Raw genomic sequence first — 20349 nt, 5'->3', positions numbered from 1 at the left:
ATCGCACGTCCGCACTCCGGCCGAACGATCGCGTTAGGTTGAAGATCATGAGGAAGGAGGTGACGATCATGGATGAAGCAGACGTCCGGGCGGCGACGACGCGACTGATCGAGAAGGCCGTCGAGGCCGACGACCTTCAGGCCGCGCACGACGCTGTCGCGGAACTGAGCGTCGAACAGGTCGTCGACGTGCTCGAACGGCTCGGTCGGACGGATCGAGCAGTGCTCTACCGGTTGCTGCCCAAGGACCGGGCGATCGACGTCTTCGAACAGCTCGACCCGAGCATGCAGAGCGAACTGCTCCGCGGGTTGCGCGACGATCAGGTGGCCGCAATCTTCGCCGACCTCGAACCCGACGACCGGGTGGAACTGCTCGACGAACTGCCCGCGACGGTCGCGTCGACCCTCATGCGCGGCCTGCCGCCCGCCGACCGCGAGGTGACCGCCACGATCCTCGGCTATCCGCAGCGGTCGATCGGCCGGCGGATGAGCCCGGCCTTCGTGTCGCTGCGGCAGGACATGACCGTCGAGCAGGCGATGGACGCCGTGCGTCGTCGGCTCGACGACGCGGAGACGGTGTACACGCTGCCGGTGGTGGACGACGGTCGTGTGCTCGTCGGGGTGGTCGGTCTGCGCGAGCTGATGACTGCGGCGCCGGGAACGGTGCTCGCCGACATCATGAACGAGCCCTACTGGGCGCGCGTGACCGACGACGCCGAGGAGTCCGCGCGCCGCTGCGCCGAACTCAAACTGCTGGCGTTGATCGTCGTCGACAGCGAGACCAGGTTGGTGGGCATCCTGACCGTCGACGACGCCCTGCGGATCCTCGAAGCCGCCGACAGCGAGGACCAGGCGCGCATCGGCGGTACCGAGCCGCTGCGCCGGCCCTATCTCGCGACACCCGTCGGGCAGTTGGTGCGCTCGCGGGTGGTGTGGTTACTCTTCCTGGCACTCGGCGCGACCCTCACGGTCCAGGTCCTCGAGGTATTCGAGTCGACCCTCGATCAGGTGGTCACCCTGGCGCTGTTCGTGCCGCTGATCATCGGCACCGGGGGCAACACCGGAAACCAGGCCGCCACCACGGTCACCCGCGCATTGGCGCTCGACGACGTGACGCCACGCGACATCGGCGGGGTGATCGCCCGCGAGCTCCGGGTGGGTCTGTCCCTCGGTGTCCTGCTGGGCTCGGTCGCGTTCGTCCTGACGTCCCTGGTCTACGACTCGTCGGTGGGCGCGGTGATCGGGCTGACGCTGGTGAGCATCTGCACCCTCGCAGCCACCGTCGGTGGTGCGATGCCGTTGGTGGCCAAATCGATCCGCGCCGACCCCGCGGTCTTCTCCAATCCGTTCATCACGACCTTCGTCGACGCGACCGGCCTGGTGATCTATTTCCTCGTCGCGAAGGCCGTGCTCGGTATCTGAGCGCAGCGGCGCAGTGGATCCGGGGACGGTTCAGATCGCGACGAAGCGCACCGCACATCCCGGTCGCAGCAGCGCCGCAGGAGTCCGGTCCGGTTGCCACAGCGGGGCATCGGAGGTTCCGATGAGTTGCCATCCTCCGGGCGACTTCCGCGGGTAGACGCCCGAGAACTCACCCGCCAGTCCCACGGCGCCGGACGGGACGGAGGTGCGCGGTGAACTGCGACGCGGCACGTGCAATCGAGAATCCCCGCCGGTGAGATACGCGAAGCCGGGCGCGAACCCGCCGAAGGCGACCGTCCAGAGGCCGCCGGTGTGGGCGGCGATCACGCCGTCCGCGCCGAGGCCGGTCAACTCGCCGACCTCTTCGAGATCGACGCCGTTGTACCGGACTTCGAGCGTCACCTCCTCGATGTCGACGTCGTCCCCGGACACCGGTGGGGTGGTGGTGACCCACTTGTGCACGACCTGCGCGCCGGTCTCCGACGGATCGAAGCACACCAGCAGTGTCCGCGCCGCCGGCACGAGATCGACGACGCCACGCGGCCGCTCGCGGTCGAGTGCCCGGAAGTGGGCGAGAACCTCGTCGAGGGAATCGAATTCGGCGAGCAGGGCGCTGTCTCCGGCACGAAGGATTTTCATCGGTGGACCTCGCGATGTCGGGCGTTCACACGAACGCCCGGATGTCGATCTTCTCGGCGTCGAGCCGGCGGCGCACGGCGACGGCCATCGCCGTGGCGTCGGGGGAGTCGCCGTGGATGCACACCGACTGCGCGTTCACGCGTATGTCGCTGCCGTCGATGGCGGTGACCACCCCCTCGGTGACCATGCGCAGGACCCGCTCGGCGACCTCCTCCGGATCGTGCAGTACCGCACCGGGTTCGCGTCGGGAGACGAGCGTGCCCTCGGGGGTGTAGGCGCGGTCGGCGAACGCCTCGGCGACCACCTTCAGTCCGGCCCGTTCGGCCTCCTCGAGGAAGACGGAGCCGGGCAGTCCGAGGACGGGCAGCGAGGCGTCGTAGGCGCGTACCGCATCCACGACCGCACGGGCCTGTTCGCGGTGATGGACGATCGCGTTGTACAGCGCGCCGTGGGGTTTGACGTAGCTCGCCGACGAACCGGCCGCCCGGGCGAGACCGTCGAGCGCGCCGATCTGGTAGATGATCTCGGCGGTGAGATCCGCCGACGGCACCTCGATGAAGCGGCGGCCGAAACCGCCGATGTCGTTGTAGCCGACCTGGGCACCGATCCTTACCGCGCGCTTCGCGGCGCCGTGGCACGTGTGCAGCAGTGTCGCCGGGTCGCCGGCGTGGAATCCGCACGCCACGTTGGCGCTGGTGACGATGTCGAGCATGGTCTCGTCGTCGCCGAGACGCCACCGGCCGTAGCTCTCGCCGAGGTCGCTGTTGAGGTCGATGCGGGTCACGACCCGAGTCTATGCCCGCTCAGAAGACCGTTCCGACGTCGCGGACGACGATGTCGTCGAGGGCGCGTTCGACGACGGCGGCGATCGTCATCGACGGGTTGCACGCGGCGGTGTTGCCCGGCATGAGGGCTCCGTCGAGCACGTACAGCCCGCGCTGGCCGAACACCCGGCCCTCGAGATCGCACACCGTGCTCATGCTCGCGCCGCCGAGCGGGTGCCAGGTCGACGGGACGATCGAGTTGGTGTCGGTCAGGATGCTGCGTTCGCCGGCGATGCGGCGCACGGTGGGGTCGATGTGACCCGTCTGCAGCACCGCGTCCCCTTCGTGCGGCCAGCGCAGGACGGCGTCGTCGCGAGCGGCGTCGTAGACGAAGTGCCCGCGACCCTCACTGACGCCATAGCCCACCAGTACGGTGCTGCGCATGTCGATCCCGTAGAAGCCGGGAATGGAGGCCTGGATGACGGTGGACGCGGAGTTCGGGTCGTCCCAGTTCTTGCTGCCGTAGACGACGGGGCCGCCCTGCACCGCGCCGAACTCCTCTTCGAGGTTCGTCCAGAGGTAGATGCGGTCGGCGTTCGAACCCCAGCCATGTCCGACGCCGTCGGGCAGGTCGGAGATGAGATCCTTCGCGACGGTGACCAGACCGGTCGCCTCGGCCTCCGCGATGTAGGTGACGTCGACGGAGTGCTTGCCGCCGTTGTTGACACCAATCGCACCCGAACCGTCGGTGTAGGCCGGGGCCATCTCGTCGCGGAGTTCGGCGAGCGCGTAGTCCCAGTCGATCGGCATCGGGATCTTGTCGATCGGGAAGCCGGCCTTCCGCGCACGGTCGGCGAAGATGCGCGAGGTCGCGTAGTTGGGGCTGTCGACGAGTTCGTCGGGCGCCACGGCCAGGTGCAGCATCTGCGCGACGCGCGGGTAGTGGACGCGGTCCATGCGCGCCCAGTCGAGTTCGTTCGGGAAGTGGGCGTTGAACACCGCTTCGTCGGGTTGCAGCGTCATGCCCTGGTAGACGAGCGACCCGCCGCCGACACCGGCGGCGCACAGGGCCGTCATGTTCTCGCCGACGCACGCCTCGACCAGACCGGTGTAGGGCTCGAAGGCGAGGTGACGACCGAACACCTCGGGGTTCGACCGGTGCCACAGGAACCGCTTGTCGGGGTTGTCGATGCGAAGGAACGACGCGTGACGTGCTGCACTCTCCACCCCCGATGTCTGTGACGTCCCGTTACTGGAGCAACCTCGGGAAACTGGGCGGATGTCGAGGAGCGCGTCAAGATCACGTCCCGACGGGCCGTGAATCAGGCAGTTGCGGCGACCCGCCCGGAACCACGTCGGTTGCGGGCGGTGCCGATCACGCGGCAGATCATGTAGATGACGAACGCGATCGTCGTGATGAACGCCGAGACCGGCACGCCCGGCGCCAGCGCGAGCAGGATGCCGCCGACCGCCGAGATCTCCGCGAAGACCACAGACAGCACCGTGGCGGCGAGCGGCCCGCTGACCACCCGGGCCGCCGCGGCGGCCGGGGTGATGAGCAGTGCCATCACCAGCAGCGCGCCGACGATCTGCACACCGAGTGCGGCGGTGACACCGACGAGCACCGCGAACACGATCGACAATGCGCGCACCGGGACGCCGCGTGCAGCCGCGACCTCCGGGTCGGTGCTGGCGAACAGTAGCGGACGGTAGATCACCAGCAGCGTGAGGATCACGACGGCAGCGCACGCGGCGAGCAGGGCGATGCCGGTACCGCCGGGCGCCACGATCTGACCGGTGAGCAGCGAGAAGGCGGCGCCGGTGCGTCCGTCGTAGGCCCACAGCAGCAGGACGGCGAGACCGAGTCCGAAGGCCATCACCACGCCGATGACGGAGTCGCGTTCGCGGGCACGTGTCCCCAGGACCCCGAAGAGGATCGCGGCGATCACGGCACCCGCGACCGCACCGATCCCGACGGAGACCCCGATGATGAGCGCCGCCGCGGCACCGGTGAGCGACAGTTCGGAGGTGCCGTGGACGGAGAACGCCATCTGACGGCTGATGATCAGCGGGCCGATCACGCCGGCGAGCAGACCGAGGATCGCACCGGCGACGAGCGCCTGCTGCACGAAGTCGTACTGCAGGAGTTCGACGGTGGTCTCCACGTCGAACATCCGCCCGAGGGCGTCGGTGAACTTGCTGCTCATTCGTGATCCTCGTGATCGTGGTGGACGCCTTCCCCGGGGCGCAGTCCGCCGGCGCTGCCGAGCGCGTCGATGGCGTCGCCGGTGCCGACGACCACCAGGCGGCCGCGCATCTCGAGCACCTCGACGTCGGTGCGGTAGAGCTCGGAAAGCACCTGCGAGGTCATCACCTCGGCGGGGGTGCCGATGCGGAACTGGCCGTCGACGAGGTACAGCACGCGATCCACCAGCGGCAGGATCGGATTGATCTCGTGGGTGACGAACAGGACGGAGGTGTCGTGGTCGCGGCGGCGGCGGTCGATGAGCGCCGACACCAGGTGCTGGTTGGCGAGATCGAGACTGAGCAGCGGCTCGTCGCACAGGAGTACGCGCGGATCTCCCACGAGCGCCTGCGCGATACGCAGCCGCTGCTGCTCACCACCGGAGAGCGTGCCGATCGGGGCTCCGGCATAGGTCTCTGCGCCGACCTGAGCGATCGCGTCGTCGACCGCGACGCGGCGCCGCCGGCGCGTGCGCAGGCCGGTGCCCCAGCGATGTCCGTCCATGCCGAGGCCCACGAGATCGCGTCCCCGCAGCGGGACGCCCTCGTCGAGAGACTTCTGCTGCGGCACGTATCCGACGTGCGAGTTCCCGGTCCGGACGGCCTGCCCGGCGATGGTCGCGGTTCCGGAGGTGAGCGGGAGCTGGCCGAGCAGCACCTTGAGCAGCGATGTCTTGCCGGCACCGTTCGGTCCGAGCACCGCCAGGAACTCGCCGGGTTCGACGACGAGGTCGAGTCCGTCCCAGAGGACCCGATCGCCGAATGCCAGCCGGGCATCGCGGAGTTCGACTGTGGGCGTGCGGTCGGATGGAGGAGGTGTCACCGGAGTCCGTGTTCTCGATCGGATGGTCAGGAGGCGGTCTCGAGCGCGGCGGCGAGGGTCTCGGCGGTCCGGGCCTGCCACTGAATGTAGTCGACATCTTCGGGCAGGGTTTCGAAAACCTCGACCACGGGGACGCCCGACGACTCTGCTGCCGTGCGCATCTCGCGGCTGATCCGGTCCTCGGTCTGCGGGTTGTAGATCAGGACGCGAACCTGCTTGTCGACCAACAACTGCCGTGTCGCCGCGATCGCCGCCGGGGACGGATCGGTGCCGTTCTCGATGGCGTTGGTGAAGTCCGGGGGAGTGATGTCGTCGAGCGTCGCGGCCGAGACGAGGTAGTGGCCGATCGTCTCGGTCTGGGCGACGGGTGCGTCGCCGTGTGTGTCGGCGAGCTTGTCGACAACATCCGCGACGTAGTGCAGGTTCTCGTGGAAGCCCGCGGCGTTGGCCTCGTAGACGGCGGCGCCGTCGGGGTCGAGTTCGGCGAGCTGCTCGGCGACGGCGTGCGCGACGGCGTCGGCGGTCGCGAGGTCGTACCAGACGTGCTCGTTGATGCCGCCGTGGTCGTGACCCTCGTGCGAGTGCCCGTCGCCGGCGTCGGACACCTCACCGCTCTCGTGCGAGTGGTCCTCGGAAACGGTTGTCTCCGAGTCGCTCTCGATGGCGTCGTCGGTGCCGTCCTCGTCGCCGTGATCGTGTCCGGCGTGCAGATCCGAGTACGCGCCGGATTCGAACAGGGCGAAGGCCTCCACGACTGCAGGCTTGTCCCCGGTGGCGCCGAGGATGTCGTCGACGAATTGGTCGTAGCCACCGCCGTTGTAGACGACGAGCGAGGCGTCGGAGATCGCCGCGGCGTCGAGGGGGCTGGCCTCGTAGGAGTGCGGGTCGGCGTTCGGTTCGGTGATGAGCGAGCGGACCTCGATGCGGTCTCCGGCCACCGCCTGCGCGATCGACCCCCACACGTTCGTGGAGGCGACGACGCTGATCTCGTCGTCGTCGGCGCCGGAGGTATCGGTGCCGCACGCGGCGAGGGCGGTCGCGCAGGCTACGGCGGCGGCTGCGAGGGCCGTGCGGGAGGACAGTCGCACAGTTCTTCTCCTGAGGATCGGCGGTCTTCGACGAACGGGGTCCGGAACGACCGAGCGACCGACCCAAACGTTATTGGTAACCGTTACCGTTCCACTTTAGCGGACGACACCGAGCCCTCCTACCATCCCTGGGTGGTCGTGACCATGGACACAGGACTACGGTCCTCTCATGTCCAGGTCTCGTCAGCCGCGCCGACAGGCGACCCTGGCGTCGATTGCCGCCGAGTTGAAGATCTCCCGCACCACGGTCTCGAACGCGTACAACCGCCCCGACCAGTTGTCCGCCGAGCTACGCGAACGTGTCCTCGAAGTCGCCAAACGACGCGGATATGCCGGCCCGGATCCGATGGCGCGGTCGCTGCGCACCCGCAAGGCAGGAGCCGTGGGGGTCCTGCTCACCGAAGCGTTGAGCTATTCCTTCCGGGATCCCGCCGCCATGAGTTTCCTGTCGGGACTGTCCGAGGCCTGCGAAGCGGCCGGACAGGGACTACTGCTCATCCCCGCCGGACCGGGCCGGACCGACGACGAGGCCGCACAGGTCGTGCACCGCTCGTCCGTCGACGGCTTCGTCGTCTACTCGGTCCCCGCCGAGGACCCCTATCTCGCTGCCGTGCTCGAACGGCACCTCCCGATCGTCGCGTGCGACCAGCCGCGCGGGTTCGAGAACACCCCGGTGGTGGGCATCGACGACCGGCGGGCGATGCGCGATCTCGCCGCCCACCTCATCGAACTCGGCCACCGCCAGATCGGCATGTTGTCGATGCGCCTCGGCCGCGAACGGCACGACGGGGTCGTCGACCTGTCGACCCTCGAATCCGGCGCCTTCCACGTGCAGCGCGAACGCATCCGCGGCGTCCAGGACGCCATGAGCGCCGCAGGGCTGGCCCCCGAATCGCTCACCGTCGTCGAGCGCTACACCCACACCGCGGAGGACGGCCTGTCCGCCGCGGCGCAGATCATGCGCATGAACCCGCGGATCACCGCGCTCGTGTGCACCACCGACGTGCTCGCGCTCGGCGCTCTCGCCTGGGCCAATCAGATGGGTCTCGACGTGCCCGGCCACCTGTCGATCACCGGCTTCGACGGCATCGACGAAGCGATCCGCGAAGGCCTCACGACCGTGAGGCAACCGCAGAAGGACAAGGGGCGGCGCGCAGGCGAACTGCTCCTCGCCGCCCCCTCGCACTCCGGTGTGCCCGCGCTCGAGACCCTGGGGACCCAGCTGTGGTTCGGTGCCACCTCGGGTCGGGTCGAGAGCGAGTGGTACGCCGAGTGACCGAGCGGCCCCGCTCGTAGCTCAGTGCTGCCGGTCGCCCGTGGCCTTCGCGCCCGACAGCAGCTGGGCGCAGCGCAGCAGACCGATGTGACTGTACGCCTGCGGGTGGTTGCCCAGCGCACGCTCCGCGACGGGGTCGTACTCCTCGCTGAGCAGCCCGGTCGGTCCGGCCGCCGCGACCAGCTGCGCGAACAGCGCCTCGGCGTCGTTGCGCTGCCCGACCAGCAGGTAGGCCGCGACCAGCCACGCCGCGCACAGGTGGAAGCCGCCTTCGGCGCCCGGCAGGCCGTCGTCGCTGTGATAGCGGTAGACGGTCGCGCCGCTGCGCAACTCCCGTTCGGTGGCCTGCACGGTCGCCCGGAACCGCTCGTCCTGCGGGTCGACGAGTCCGGTGAGGCCGATGAACAGGGTGGCCGCGTCGAGATCGGTGCCGTCGTAGGCCGAGGTGAACGACTGGACCTCGTCGTTCCAGCCCTTCTCGGTGACCTCCTCGGCGATCTCGTCGCGCAGCGCCGCCCAGCCCTCGCCGGCGGTCCGGCCGAACTTCTCGGCGAGCGTCAGTGCCCGGTCGACGGTCAGCCACCCCATGACCTTCGAGTACACATGGTGGCGGGGTGCGTGGCGGATCTCCCAGATGCCGTGGTCCGGTTCGAACCAGCGCCGTTCGACCGCGGTGACCATCGAGCAGACGAGCTCCCAGTCCCGGTCGGTGAGGGCACGGTCGTGGGACACGCCGCGCGACTCGCGGCTGTGCGCGAGGTCGGCGATCAGGTCGACGATCGGGCCGAAGACGTCGAGTTGCACCTGCTGGTTCGCCGCGTTGCCGACCCGCACGGGCCGCGAACCGGCGTATCCGGGAAGTGAGTCGATCACGGCCTCGGGCGGCAGCGGTCCGCCGGCGAGCGTGTACAGCGGGTGCAGACGTTCGGGGCCCGGCACGTTCTCGAGGACGCGGTGGACCCAGTCGAGATAGTTCTCGGCCTCCTCGAGGGATCCGACCCGCACGAGCGCCTGCGCCGTGAGCGCGGCGTCGCGCAGCCAGCAGTAGCGGTAGTCCCAGTTGCGGACACCGCCGATCTCCTCGGGGAGCGAGGTGGTCGCCGCGGCGAGGATCGAGCCCGTCGGACCGTGGACCAGCCCCCGCAGGGTGAGCGCCGAACGCTTCATGAGATCGGGCTTGAGCGGCGGCAGCTCGAGCTGGGACGCCCACGTGTGCCAGTAGGCCTCGGACTGTGCCCGACGCTCGACCTCCGGCACCGGGTGCTCATCGAGATCGTCGGTGCCGCAGCGGAGTTCGAGGATGATGTCGTTCTCGGTGGGGTCGACCACGGCGTGGGCCGTCTGGTGCACGCCGTCCGTGGTGATGTCCCACCGCACGCCGGGGGAGCGCAGGACGTAGGGCTCGTTGAAGCCCATGACGCGGATGCCGTCGTCCTCGACCTCGAGGGTGACCTGTCCCTGTCCGAACTCCGGTCGCGGGGCGAAGGTCACCACCGCGCTCGCGCGCCCGGTGATCACGCGCGTGAGGTCGGTACGGCCGGCCTCGACGTCGTGCGGGAGGTAGTCGATCACCGCGAGCGACGCCCACCGGGTCACCACCGTCATCGTCGAGTCGACGTAGCGCTGGCTGAGCGGCAGTGCCTGGCGGGTCGGGCCGATGGTGAAGTGACCGGCTGCGTCACCGCCGAGGAGGTGGGCGAACACCGCCGCGGAATCGGGTTCGGGGTGGCACAGCCAGGTGATCGTGCCGTCGGGGGTGACGAGTGCCTTCGAGCGGGGGCTCGCGAGCATGGTCAGGCGTTCGATCGGCGCGACGTGGGCGCCGGACAACCAGGTGCGACGTTCCTCGAGCAGGAACGCGAGTGCGGCGATGACCTCTTCGCTGGTGCGGACGCGGTACTCGGCGGCGGTGTCGCCGTCGCCGATCTTCACCCCGACGTCCGGGCCCTGCAGCGAACGGAAGGCCTTCTCGTCGGTCACGTCGTCGCCGAAGAAGACCGCCGCGCTGGCGGCTTCCTGGTGGCGGATGACGTCGAGCGCCTTGCCCTTGTCGGTGGGCACCACGGACAACTCGATGACTGCCTTGCCCTCGGTGACCTGCACACCGGGCTGGAGCGCGAGGCCGCTGCGCACGAGATCGAGGGCCTGCTCGGCATCGGCGGGAGAGGCGTTGCGCACGTGCAGCGCGGCGCTCGCGGGCTTGGCCTCCACCTGCACGCCGTCGAACCGGGATGCCACCGAGTGCAGTCCCTCGACGATCGTGGCGAGGAGGTCCCTCGCGTCGGGATCGATCTCGTGGACGAATCCGATGTCGAACTCGGAGCCGTGGCTGCCGACGAGTTTGACCTCGACCGGCAGGCGCGACAGGGCGGCGAGATCCTTGAGAGCGCGTCCCGAGATGACGGCAGCGGCCGTCGACGGCAGAGCGGCGAGGCCCCGCAGCGCCCGCACCGCATCGTCGTGCGGGTAGGCCTTCTCGGGATCGCTCACGATGGGGGAGATGGTGCCGTCGTAGTCGGTCGCCACGAGCAGGCGGGGCGTCCGCGCGACAGCCACCAGAGCACGTCGAAGGTCAATCGGAAGATCGTGGGCACTCACCTGCTCCACGTTAGGTCAGAGTGGGGCACGAATCCGACCCGGTGGGTATCGCGACCACGTGTTTCCGGTTACAGGAAGCGGCGGATCGGACGTCGGGCTTCCGGCGCGAGCGCCGCGGGGCTTCGGACGCGAGCGCCGCGGGGCTTCGGACGCGAGCGCCGTCAGGCTTCCGACGCGACCGTCTTCGGCACGCGCGAGCCGTCGCCGAGCAGCAGCTCCACCGTCAGTTCGAGCCGGCGGGCGACATCGGTGGCCGACGAACGGCGCGTGAGCCAGGCGACGAGATTCGACAGCCACACGTCGCTGATGACGCGTGCGATGGCGAGTTCTTCCTCGGTGGGCTCGCCGTCGTTCATGGCCCGTGCGAACAGTCGGTCCATGAGGGTGCCCACCTGGTCGACCTCGGCGGCGGCGGAAGCGTCGGCGAACATGAACGCCCGTGTCATGGCCTCGGTGAGCAGGGGATCGCGCTGCATGGCCTTGGTGATCAGGCCCAGGATGAGGTGCATGCGCTCGAGGGGGCTGTGGCCGGGTGGGATCCGGCCCTTGCCTTCGATGCGGGCGAATTCACGGCCGAGGGCGGAGACCAGCAGGTGGACCTTGGACGGGAAGTATCGGTAGAGGGTGCCGACCGCGACGTCCGCGCGTTCTGCCACCGCCCGCATCTGCACGGCCTCGTAACCACCCTTCGACGCGAGCGCCAGGGTGGCGTCGAGAATCCGCTTGCGCCGTTCCTTCTGGGCATTGGAACTGAGATCGTCCTCGGTGAGGGCGGTCAGAGTTCCGTGTCCGTTGGCACGGGAGCGGGACGGGGTGGCCATAGATTCGTTTCCTCACGCCTTGACTCTGAATCGGTGCCATATTAGAACACGTTCTAGCAATGATGTCATTCGGAAGGGCGGAAACCGCTGTGAGTATCGCCACGACCGAGGAGCAGCGGGCCGTTCAGGCATCTGTCCAGGCCTGGTCACGTGCCGTAGACGCCATGTCGACGATACGTCGCGCAAGCGACGCGACGTGGCGCGACGGCTGGTCCTCCCTCGCAGAACTCGGAGTCTTCGGCGTCGCCGTCCCGGAGGAGGCGGGCGGCCTCGGCGCGACCACCGTGGACCTGGCCGTCATGCTCGAGCAGGCCGCCTACGAACTCGCACCGGGCCCGATCCTGACCACCGTCGTGGCCGCCCTCGTGTTCGGCCGTGCCGGTGAGACCGTCGCCAAGACGACGGAACGGCTCGCCGAGGGTGAGGTCCCCACCGCGCTCGCTCTCGACTCGGCCGTGACCGCGGAGCCGGCGGGTGACGGAGTCCTGCTGCGCGGTGAGGCCGGACCGGCCGTGGGTGCCGAAGCCGGGGTCGCCGTGCTCGTCCGTGTCGCGGGTGAAGGTGATCCGGCCGTCGAGAGCTGGGCGCTCGTCGAGGCCGATGATCCGGGTCTGCACATCGAACCGCTCGAGACCATCGACGCCTCCCGCGCGGTGGCCCGCGTCCGCCTCGACGACGCGACGGTCCCGGTCGATCGGGTCGCGACCGTCCCGGCCGGCTTCGTGCGCGACCTGACCGCCGGCCTCGCCGCCGCGGAGCTGGCCGGTCTCGCCGGCTGGGCGCTGACCACCGCCGTCGAGTACGCGAAGATCCGCGAACAGTTCGGAAAACCGATCGGTTCGTTCCAGGCCGTCAAACACATCTGCGCCGAAATGCTCTGCCGCACCGAGAAGATCCGGGCCGTGGCCTGGGATGCGGCGGTCACCGTCGACGCGCAGCCCGACGAACTGCCGATCGCGGCGGCGGCCGCCGCAGCGATCGCACTCGATGCCGCGGTGCAGACTGCCAAGGACGCGATCCAGGTGCTCGGCGGCATCGGGTTCACATGGGAACACGACGCACACTTCTATCTCCGCCGTGCGGTCGCCACCCGCCAGGTGCTCGGCGGTTCCACCGCGTGGCGCTCGCGGCTGACGACCCTGGTCCGCGACGGCGCGCGCCGTCATCTCGGTATCGACCTGTCCGATCACGAGGAGAAACGCGCGCGGATCCGTGCGGAGGTCGAGAAGATCGCCGCCGCACCCGAATCCGAGCGCCGTGTCGCCCTCGCCGAGTCGGGCCTGCTCGCGCCGCACTGGCCGCCGCCCTACGGTCGCGGAGCCGGCGCCGCCGAACAGCTCGTCGTTCAGGAGGAGCTCGCCGCCGCCGGCATCGAACGTCCCGACCTCGTGATCGGCTGGTGGGCGATTCCGACCGTCCTCGCACACGGAACACTCGGGCAGATCGAGCGTTTCGTGATGCCCACCCTGCGCGGCGACGTGGTCTGGTGTCAGCTGTTCTCCGAACCCGGCGCCGGCTCGGACCTCGCGTCGCTGCGCACGAGTGCCGAGAAGGCCGACGGCGGATGGGTGCTGCGCGGACAGAAGGTGTGGACCTCGCTCGCACAGCAGGCGGACTGGGCGATCTGTCTCGCCCGCACCGACCGCGACGTCCCCAAGCACAAGGGCATCACCTACTTCCTCGTCGACATGAAGTCGGCGGGCATCACGATCTCGCCGCTGCGCGAGATCACCGGCGACGCGTTGTTCAACGAGGTCTTCCTCGATTCGGTCTTCGTGCCGGACGACTGCGTGGTGGGCAATCTCGGCGACGGCTGGAAGCTGGCCCGCACGACCCTCGCCAACGAACGCGTCGCAATGGGGGGCAAATCGTCGCTGGGGCCGCGCATCGAGGAACTGCTCGAACTGTCGACCCCCGGCGATCCCGTCGCCGAGGACCGCATCGCGACGCAGATCGGGGAGGCGACGGTCGGTTCGCTCCTCGATCTGCGGGCGACCCTCGCGCAGCTCGAAGGGCAGGATCCGGGCGCCGCGTCCAGCGTCCGCAAGCTCATCGGTGTGCGGCAGCGGCAGGACACCGCCGAGCTCGCCATGGATCTCGCGGGCGAGGCCGGCTGGGTGGAAGGTCCGCTCACCCGGGAGTTCCTCAACACCCGGTGCCTGACGATCGCCGGCGGAACCGAGCAGATCCTGCTCACCATGGCGGCCGAGCGACTCCTGGGCCTGCCGCGCGATTGAGCGGTCCTTCCGCAGGGCGCCGGGGAGTGCTACAACTGGAACACGTTCTATTCGAAGGTGGGTGACCGTGGACTTCGCACGTGACGAGACACAGGAGGAAATCGCCGGTGTGGCGGCCGGTCTCCTGAAACGCGGCCTCACCGACGACGCGTTGTGGGCCGCGCTGGCCGACGCCGACCTGCTCTCGCTCGCTCTGCCGGAGCGTCTCGGCGGGTCGGGCCTCGGGCTCGGCGAGGTCGCCACCGTGCTCACCGAGATCGGACGCGGAGCCGCGCAGACCCCGGCCCTGGCCACCCTCGGCCTGGGCGTGCTGCCGATCCTCGCGCTCGCCTCCGAACAGCAACAGGACGACCTGCTCGCCGGCGTCGCCGAAGGAGCCGTGCTCACGGCCGCGCTCGGCGAACCGGGGCGCGCCTTCCCGGAGCAACCGGCCGCCACGGCGGTCGCCACCGACGGGGGCCACGCGGTCACCGGTTCGTTCGTCGCCGTGCCCTACGCCGATCGGGCACGCGTGGTGCTGCTGCCCACCGACGCAGGCGTGGTCGCGGTGGCTCCCGACGCCGTGGGCATGACCCTGCGTTCGAGCCCCACCTCGACCGGCTCTCCCGAGTTCTCGGTGCGCGCCGACGGCCCCGTGGGTGTCCTGCTCGCCGAATCCGGCACCGACGCTGTGGCGATGCTCCACCGGATCGCGCTCGCCGCCGTGGCGGCCTTCGCCGACGGACTGCTCTCCGGGGCAACCGAACTCACGGCGAAGCACGTCAGCGAGCGGCACCAGTTCGGCAAGCCGCTCGCGACCTTCCAGGCCGTCGCACAGCAGATCGCCGACGTCTACGTCACCGCCCGCACCCTGCACGTCGCGGCGCTGTCGTCGGTCTGGCGCCTGGCCGAAGGTCTCGACGCCGCGGACGATCTCGACATCACCGCCTACTGGATCGCCGCCGAACTGCCGCCGGCCATGCGGGTGCTGCACCACCTGCACGGCGGCGTGGGTGTGGACGAGACCTATCCGCTGCACAAGTACTCGTCGACCGCCAAGGACCTCGCCCGGTTGCTCGGCGGCGCCTCGTACCGACTCGACCTCGTGGGGGCCCGGTGTTCATCGATCTGACCGACGACCAGCGCGCACTGCAAGCCGAACTGCGGCGCTACTTCAGCAGCCTCGTCTCACCCGAGGAGGCTGCGATCATGCGCACGGAGCGGCACGGCCCCACCTATCGCGAGGTCGTGCGTCGCATGGGCAAGGACGGTTGGCTCGGCGTAGGCTGGCCCGTCGAGTTCGGCGGCCGCGGCTTCGGCGACGTGGAACAGCAGATCTTCGCCAACGAGGCCGTCCGCGCCGACGTGCCGTTGCCGAGCGTCACCCTGCAGACCGTCGGCCCGACCCTGCAGGTCTACGGGACCGACGAACAGAAGCGAAAGTTCCTGCCCGCCATCCTCGCCGGCGAGGTGCACTTCGCCATCGGCTACTCCGAACCCGAGGCCGGTACCGACCTCGCCGCCCTGCGCACCACCGCCGTCCGCGACGGCGACCACTACATCGTCAACGGACAGAAGATCTTCACCACCGGCGGGCACGACGCCGACTACATCTGGCTCGCCGTCCGCACCGGCCCCGCCGACTCGCGTCACCGCGGCATCTCCGTGCTCATCGTCGACACCAAGGATCCCGGCTTCAGCTGGACGCCGATCATCACGTGCGACGGTGCCCACCACGTCAACGCCACCTACTACAGCGACGTACGCGTTCCCGTCGAGATGCTCGTCGGCGAGGAGAACAAGGGCTGGAAGCTCATCACCACCCAACTCAACCACGAACGCGTCATGCTCGGCCCGGCCGGTCGCGTCGCCGGCATCTACGACCGGCTCGTCGAATGGGTCCGCGCCCACGAACTCCGGGACCGCCCCGAGGTGCGACGCGCACTCGGCGAGATCCACGCGACCTGGCGACTCAACGAACTGCTCAACTGGCAGGTCGCGGCGAGCAGCAACGACGCCGTCGACATCGCCGATGCCTCGGCGACCAAGGTGTTCGCCACCGAGCGGATCCAGCGCGTCGGGCGCCTCGCCGAGGAGATCGTCGGTGCCTTCGGCGATCCGGCCGACGACGACACCGCCGATCTGCTCCGCTGGCTCGACATGATGGCCAAACGCAATGTCGTCATCACCTTCGGCGGTGGCGTCAACGAGGTGATGCGCGAACTGATCGCCACCGCCGGTCTGGGCATGCCGCGGGTCCCGCGGTGAGGCAGGAGAATTCGGTGACACGAGATTCGGTGACACAAGGTTCGGTGACACGAGATGCTCGGGGGAGGATCCCCGAGGAGATCCGGCAGGCGGCCGAGAAGGTCCGCGGCGACGGCCCGTCCGCGCCGCGACCCGGCCGCGATCCGGTGAACATGCCGATGATCCGCAACTGGCTCGAGGCGATCGGCGACGACAACCCGATCTACACCGACGAGACCGCGGCGATCGCAGCCGGTCACGGTGGTCTCGTGGCCCCGCCCGCGATGGCGCAGGTGTGGACGATGCGCGGCCTCGGCGCCGAACGCGAGAAGGACGACCCGCTCGGCCGGATGACGCAGATCCTCGACGACGCCGGCTACACCTCGGTGGTCGCCACCAACTGCGACCAGATCTACCACCGCTACCTGCGCCACGGCGAGCAGGTGACGATCGAATCCACCCTCGAGGACGTCGTCGGCCCGAAGCGGACCGGGCTCGGAGAGGGATGGTTCTTCACCACCCGCAACCTGTGGAAGGTCGGCGACGAGGTCGTCGCCGAGATGCTATTCCGCATCCTGAAGTTCGCACCGCCGTCGAAGGACGAGCGCGCGGAGACGTCGGAAGACCGGCCCACATCCGCGGTACCCGACGATCTCGACCCCACGCGGATGCTCCGCCCGTCCGTCTCCCGCGACACGCAATTCTTCTGGGACGGCGTGGCCACCCACGAACTGCGCATCCAGCGACGCCCCGACGGCACCCTGCAGCACCCACCCGTCCCGGCGCTCTGGCTCGACAAGTCGGAAACCACCGACTACGTCGTATCCTCCGGTCGCGGAACGGTGTTCAGCTTCGTCGTCCACCACGCGCCCAAGGTGCCGGGGCGGCAGGTGCCCTTCGTCGTCGCGCTCGTCGAACTCGACGAGGGTGTCCGGATGCTCGGTGAACTCCGCGACGTCGACCCTGGACAGGTACGCATCGGGATGCCGGTCGAGGTCACCTTCCTCGACTTCCCCGGCGACGACGAGACCGGCGGGCAGCCGTGGACGCTGTACGCCTGGAAGCCCCTCGAGGAGGACGTGTGAGCACCCCGACCGTCACGACGGGCGAGAGCCTGCCCTCCCTCGAGATCCACGCCGATCCCACCTTCATCGTGTCGACGGCCCTGGCCACACGCGACTTCCAGGACGTGCACCACGACCGCGACAAGGCACAGCAGCGCGGATCGAAGGACATCTTCGTCAACATCCTCACCGACACCGGCCTCGTGCAGCGCTACGTCACCGACTGGGCCGGCCCCCGCGCGGTGGTGAAGTCGATCTCGCTGAGACTGGGTGTGCCCTGGTACGCCTACGACACCCTGACCCTCTCGGGTACCGTCGCGTCCGTCGAGGACGGACTGGTCACCGTCGACATCACCGGCACCAACAGTCTGGGCAAACACATCACGGCCACAGCCACTGTCGTGATCGGAGGCACCGCATGAGCGGCCTGTCGGGTGCAGCGGCGATCGTCGGCATCGGCGCGACCGACTTCTCGAAGGACTCCGGCCGCAGCGAACTCCGCCTCGCGGCCGAAGCGGTGTGCGCCGCCCTCGACGACGCGGGACTGACCCCGGCCGACGTCGACGGTCTGGTCTCGTTCACGATGGACACCAACACCGAAGTGGCCGTGGCCCGTTCGGTGGGCATTCCCCACCTGAAGTTCTTCTCCCGCATCCACTACGGCGGCGGTGCGGCGTGCGCGACGGTGCAGCAGGCGGCGATGGCCGTCGCGACCGGCGTGGCCGACGTGGTGGTCGCGTACCGGGCGTTCAACGAGCGGTCCGGCGCGCGGTACGGGCAGGTCAACATTGACCTTGCCGCACAGGTGAATTCGTCGGGAACCGACAACGCGTTCTCCTACCCGCACGGGCTGAGCACACCGGCCTCGTTCGTCGCGATGGTCGCGCAACGCTACATGCACGTCTCCGGTGCGACGAGCGCCGACTTCGGCGCCGTGGCGGTCGCGGATCGGGCGCACGCCGCCACGAACCCGAAGGCGTTCTTCCACGGCAAGCCGATCACGCTCGAGGACCACCAGAACTCGCGGTGGATCGCCGAGCCGCTGCACCTGCTCGACTGCTGCCAGGAATCGGACGGCGGCGTCGCGATCGTCGTCACCAGCGCCGCGCGGGCGAAGGACCTGAAGCAGACCCCAGCGATGATCGCGGCCGCGGCGCAGGGGAGCGGACCCGATCAGTACATCATGACCAGCTACTACCGGGACGGGCTCACAGGCCTGCCGGAGATGGGCATCGTCGGCGACCAGTTGTGGGAGCAGGCGGGCATCGGGCCGCAGGACATCGCCACGGCCGTGCTCTACGACCACTTCACCCCGTACGTGCTCATGCAGCTCGAAGAACTCGGTTTCTGCGGCCGCGGTGAGGGCAAGGACTTCGTCGCCGACGGCATCCAGGTGGGCGGACGGCTACCGATCAACACGCACGGCGGTCAGCTGGGCGAGGCCTACATCCACGGCATGAACGGCATCGCGGAGGGCGTACGGCAGATCCGCGGCACGGCCGTCAACCAGGTCGACGACGTCGACCACGTCCTGGTCACGGCAGGAACAGGAGTTCCGACCTCAGGGCTGGTGCTGTCGCGGTCCTGACGCCGTTTCCCTCCCAGGGGACCGCAGGCCTGCCTACTATGAAGGCCCACACTCCGGTGGTATCCCCGTGGGAGGACCCATGTCGGCCACGGACGGACATGTCGTGCATCCGACTCGCGAACAGCGGGTCCAGAACGGTCTCGCCGCTCGGAGGGGCACTCCCGTCGAGTCGCTGGCCGATCTCGGGGAGTCGTCCCGGGATCCGATCGCGCTGCTCGAGAGTCAGGCGCAGTCGCGCGTCCCCCAGCTCGTTCCGGTCCGGTACGGCCGCATGGCGACGTCGGCGTTCGCGTTCTTCCGCGGTGCTGCACTGGTGATGGCCGACGATCTGTCGCGCGCATCCGACAGTGGTCTGCACACACAGCTGTGCGGCGACGCCCACGCGAGCAATTTCGGCCTGTTCGCGACTCCGGAACGGAGAACGGCCTTCGACGTCAACGACTTCGACGAAACCTATCCGGGGCCGTTCGAATGGGACGTCAAGCGCCTGGTCGCAAGCCTCGAGATCGCCGGTCGCGACAACGGGTTCACCGCGAAGGAACGCCGGAAGATCACCCGGGCATGTGCCGCAGAGTACCGCGAGACGATCTGTAGGCAAGCGCAACTCGGAAATCTGGCCGTGCGGTACTCCCACCTCGATCCCACGACCGAGATAGCGGGGTTGGGTGGCCTGCTGGATGCGAAGATGGAGAAACGCACGCGGAAAGCGCTCGACAAGGCCTCGCGCCGCGACAGCCTCCAGGCACTGGAGAAGCTGACCACCATCATCGACGGTCACCGCCGGATCATCAGCGATCCGCCGCTCATCGTGCCCGTCGAAGAGGTCTTCGCCGACCTCGACGCCGAGGCGATCTACGACGAGTTGTACGGCCGTGTCCGTTCGTACCGGGCGACACTACAGTGGGACCGCCGAGTCCTCCTCGAACAGTTCGAACTGGTCCAGGCCGCGCGGAAGGTCGTCGGAGTGGGCAGTGTCGGCACGCGGGCGTGGATCCTCCTGCTGCGCGGTGCGGACGACGACGATCCGTTGTTCCTGCAGGCGAAGGAGGCCCAGCGTTCGGTGCTGTCGTACTACGTCGACGGTCCGACCTTCCGGAACGAGGGCGAACGGGTCGTCAACGGTCAGCGGCTGATGCAGTCGGCGAGCGACATCTTCCTCGGCTGGCAGCAGGGCGCCGGGGCCGACGGGGTGAACCGGGATTTCTATATCCGTCAGCTCCGCGACGGCAAGGGTTCGGCGGTGATCGAGGAGATGGTGCCCAAGGGCCTGAAGCTCTACGGCCGACTCTGCGGCCGAGTCCTCGCCTTCGCCCATGCGCGGGCCGGCGACCGGATCGCACTGGCGGCCTATCTCGGCACGGACGAGGAGTTCGACGAGGCGGTCTCGTCGTTCGCGGTGGCCTACGCGGACCGCAACGAACGCGACCTGCAGGCGCTGCACGACGCCATCGAACAGGGACGGGTGAAGGCCCGGACCGGGCTCTGATCCCCGTCTGATTCGTGCCTGCTCCCCGGGCATGTCCGCTGTCCGGGAATCACCCATCCGTCCTTTCGCTCGGC

General features: G+C 69.1%; 16 protein-coding genes and 1 pseudogene. 9 read left to right on the top strand and 8 right to left on the bottom strand.

Translation table 11 applies throughout. The features are described from left to right. Nucleotides 1-68 precede the first annotated feature (68 nt). Complete coding sequence (mgtE, locus tag BLV31_RS23270) at nucleotides 69-1421, top strand: magnesium transporter (RefSeq protein WP_024102862.1); 1353 nt, start codon at nucleotides 69-71, stop codon at nucleotides 1419-1421. A 30-nt stretch (nucleotides 1422-1451) separates the two neighbouring features. Here the strand turns inward: mgtE and BLV31_RS23265 are convergent, their stop codons facing one another. From BLV31_RS23265 to BLV31_RS23240, 6 genes and pseudogenes are all read right to left on the bottom strand, one after another. Further along, complete coding sequence (locus tag BLV31_RS23265) at nucleotides 1452-2060, bottom strand: 5-oxoprolinase subunit B family protein (protein WP_064061070.1); 609 nt, start codon at nucleotides 2058-2060, stop codon at nucleotides 1452-1454. A 25-nt stretch (nucleotides 2061-2085) separates the two neighbouring features. After that, entirely contained in the window at nucleotides 2086-2844 is a 759-nt protein-coding gene (locus tag BLV31_RS23260; protein WP_039583839.1) for a LamB/YcsF family protein, read from the bottom strand. 19 nt (nucleotides 2845-2863) lie between these two features. Next, a pseudogene (locus BLV31_RS23255) lies at nucleotides 2864-4027 on the bottom strand (GMC oxidoreductase); the annotation flags it as partial. A 119-nt stretch (nucleotides 4028-4146) separates the two neighbouring features. Further along, nucleotides 4147-5031, bottom strand: a complete 885-nt coding sequence (locus BLV31_RS23250; protein ID WP_006550474.1) for a metal ABC transporter permease — start codon at nucleotides 5029-5031, stop codon at nucleotides 4147-4149. Then, nucleotides 5028-5891, bottom strand: coding sequence for a metal ABC transporter ATP-binding protein (locus BLV31_RS23245; RefSeq protein WP_006550472.1), 864 nt, complete (start codon nucleotides 5889-5891; stop codon nucleotides 5028-5030). Before BLV31_RS23245 ends, BLV31_RS23250 begins: the two co-directional genes overlap by 4 nt. 26 nt (nucleotides 5892-5917) lie before the next feature. Then, a complete protein-coding gene (locus tag BLV31_RS23240) occupies nucleotides 5918-6979 on the bottom strand; it encodes a metal ABC transporter solute-binding protein, Zn/Mn family (protein ID WP_064061069.1) in 1062 nt (353 codons plus the stop codon). A 169-nt stretch (nucleotides 6980-7148) separates the two neighbouring features. On the opposite strand from BLV31_RS23240, the gene BLV31_RS23235 reads away from it, so the two are divergent. Beyond that, entirely contained in the window at nucleotides 7149-8255 is a 1107-nt protein-coding gene (locus tag BLV31_RS23235; RefSeq protein WP_064061068.1) for a LacI family DNA-binding transcriptional regulator, read from the top strand. 21 nt (nucleotides 8256-8276) lie between these two features. Here BLV31_RS23235 and otsB read toward each other — a convergent pair whose 3' ends face one another. Continuing rightward, nucleotides 8277-10853: a trehalose-phosphatase gene (gene otsB / locus BLV31_RS23230; RefSeq protein WP_064061088.1), complete on the bottom strand. Its 2577-nt coding sequence runs from the start codon at nucleotides 10851-10853 to the stop codon at nucleotides 8277-8279. 161 nt (nucleotides 10854-11014) lie between these two features. Beyond that, on the bottom strand, nucleotides 11015-11674 hold the full coding sequence (kstR, locus tag BLV31_RS23225) for a cholesterol catabolism transcriptional regulator KstR (protein ID WP_006550468.1): 660 nt from the start codon (nucleotides 11672-11674) through the stop codon (nucleotides 11015-11017). An 89-nt stretch (nucleotides 11675-11763) separates the two neighbouring features. Between kstR and BLV31_RS23220 the strand changes: the two genes are divergently transcribed. The 7 genes from BLV31_RS23220 (at nucleotide 11764) to BLV31_RS23190 (ending at nucleotide 20275) form a co-directional block, all read left to right on the top strand. Then, nucleotides 11764-13911: an acyl-CoA dehydrogenase family protein gene (locus tag BLV31_RS23220; RefSeq protein WP_064061067.1), complete on the top strand. Its 2148-nt coding sequence runs from the start codon at nucleotides 11764-11766 to the stop codon at nucleotides 13909-13911. A gap of 67 nt (nucleotides 13912-13978) precedes the next feature. After that, the gene (locus BLV31_RS23215; RefSeq protein ID WP_064061087.1) at nucleotides 13979-15022 is read left to right on the top strand and encodes an acyl-CoA dehydrogenase family protein; all 1044 of its coding nucleotides are present in this window, start codon (nucleotides 13979-13981) and stop codon (nucleotides 15020-15022) included. Next, nucleotides 15007-16158 (top strand): acyl-CoA dehydrogenase family protein, encoded by a 1152-nt coding sequence (locus tag BLV31_RS23210; RefSeq protein WP_006550465.1) that lies wholly within the window; start codon nucleotides 15007-15009, stop codon nucleotides 16156-16158. The genes BLV31_RS23215 and BLV31_RS23210 overlap by 16 nt, the downstream gene beginning before the upstream one ends. 44 nt (nucleotides 16159-16202) lie before the next feature. Beyond that, a complete protein-coding gene (locus BLV31_RS23205; RefSeq protein WP_006550464.1) occupies nucleotides 16203-17222 on the top strand; it encodes a bifunctional MaoC family dehydratase N-terminal/OB-fold nucleic acid binding domain-containing protein in 1020 nt (339 codons plus the stop codon). Continuing rightward, on the top strand, nucleotides 17219-17623 hold the full coding sequence (locus BLV31_RS23200; RefSeq protein ID WP_019290167.1) for a MaoC family dehydratase: 405 nt from the start codon (nucleotides 17219-17221) through the stop codon (nucleotides 17621-17623). The genes BLV31_RS23205 and BLV31_RS23200 overlap by 4 nt, the downstream gene beginning before the upstream one ends. Further along, the gene (locus tag BLV31_RS23195) at nucleotides 17620-18789 is read left to right on the top strand and encodes a lipid-transfer protein (protein ID WP_064061660.1); all 1170 of its coding nucleotides are present in this window, start codon (nucleotides 17620-17622) and stop codon (nucleotides 18787-18789) included. Before BLV31_RS23200 ends, BLV31_RS23195 begins: the two co-directional genes overlap by 4 nt. Nucleotides 18790-18868: 79 nt before the next feature. Beyond that, complete coding sequence (locus BLV31_RS23190; RefSeq protein WP_064061661.1) at nucleotides 18869-20275, top strand: DUF2252 domain-containing protein; 1407 nt, start codon at nucleotides 18869-18871, stop codon at nucleotides 20273-20275. Nucleotides 20276-20349 lie beyond the last annotated feature (74 nt).

Origin of the sequence: Rhodococcus pyridinivorans, assembly GCF_900105195.1 — a bacterium.
GTDB lineage: Bacteria > Actinomycetota > Actinomycetes > Mycobacteriales > Mycobacteriaceae > Rhodococcus > Rhodococcus pyridinivorans.
This window is presented reverse-complemented; position numbering and strand designations above follow the sequence as displayed.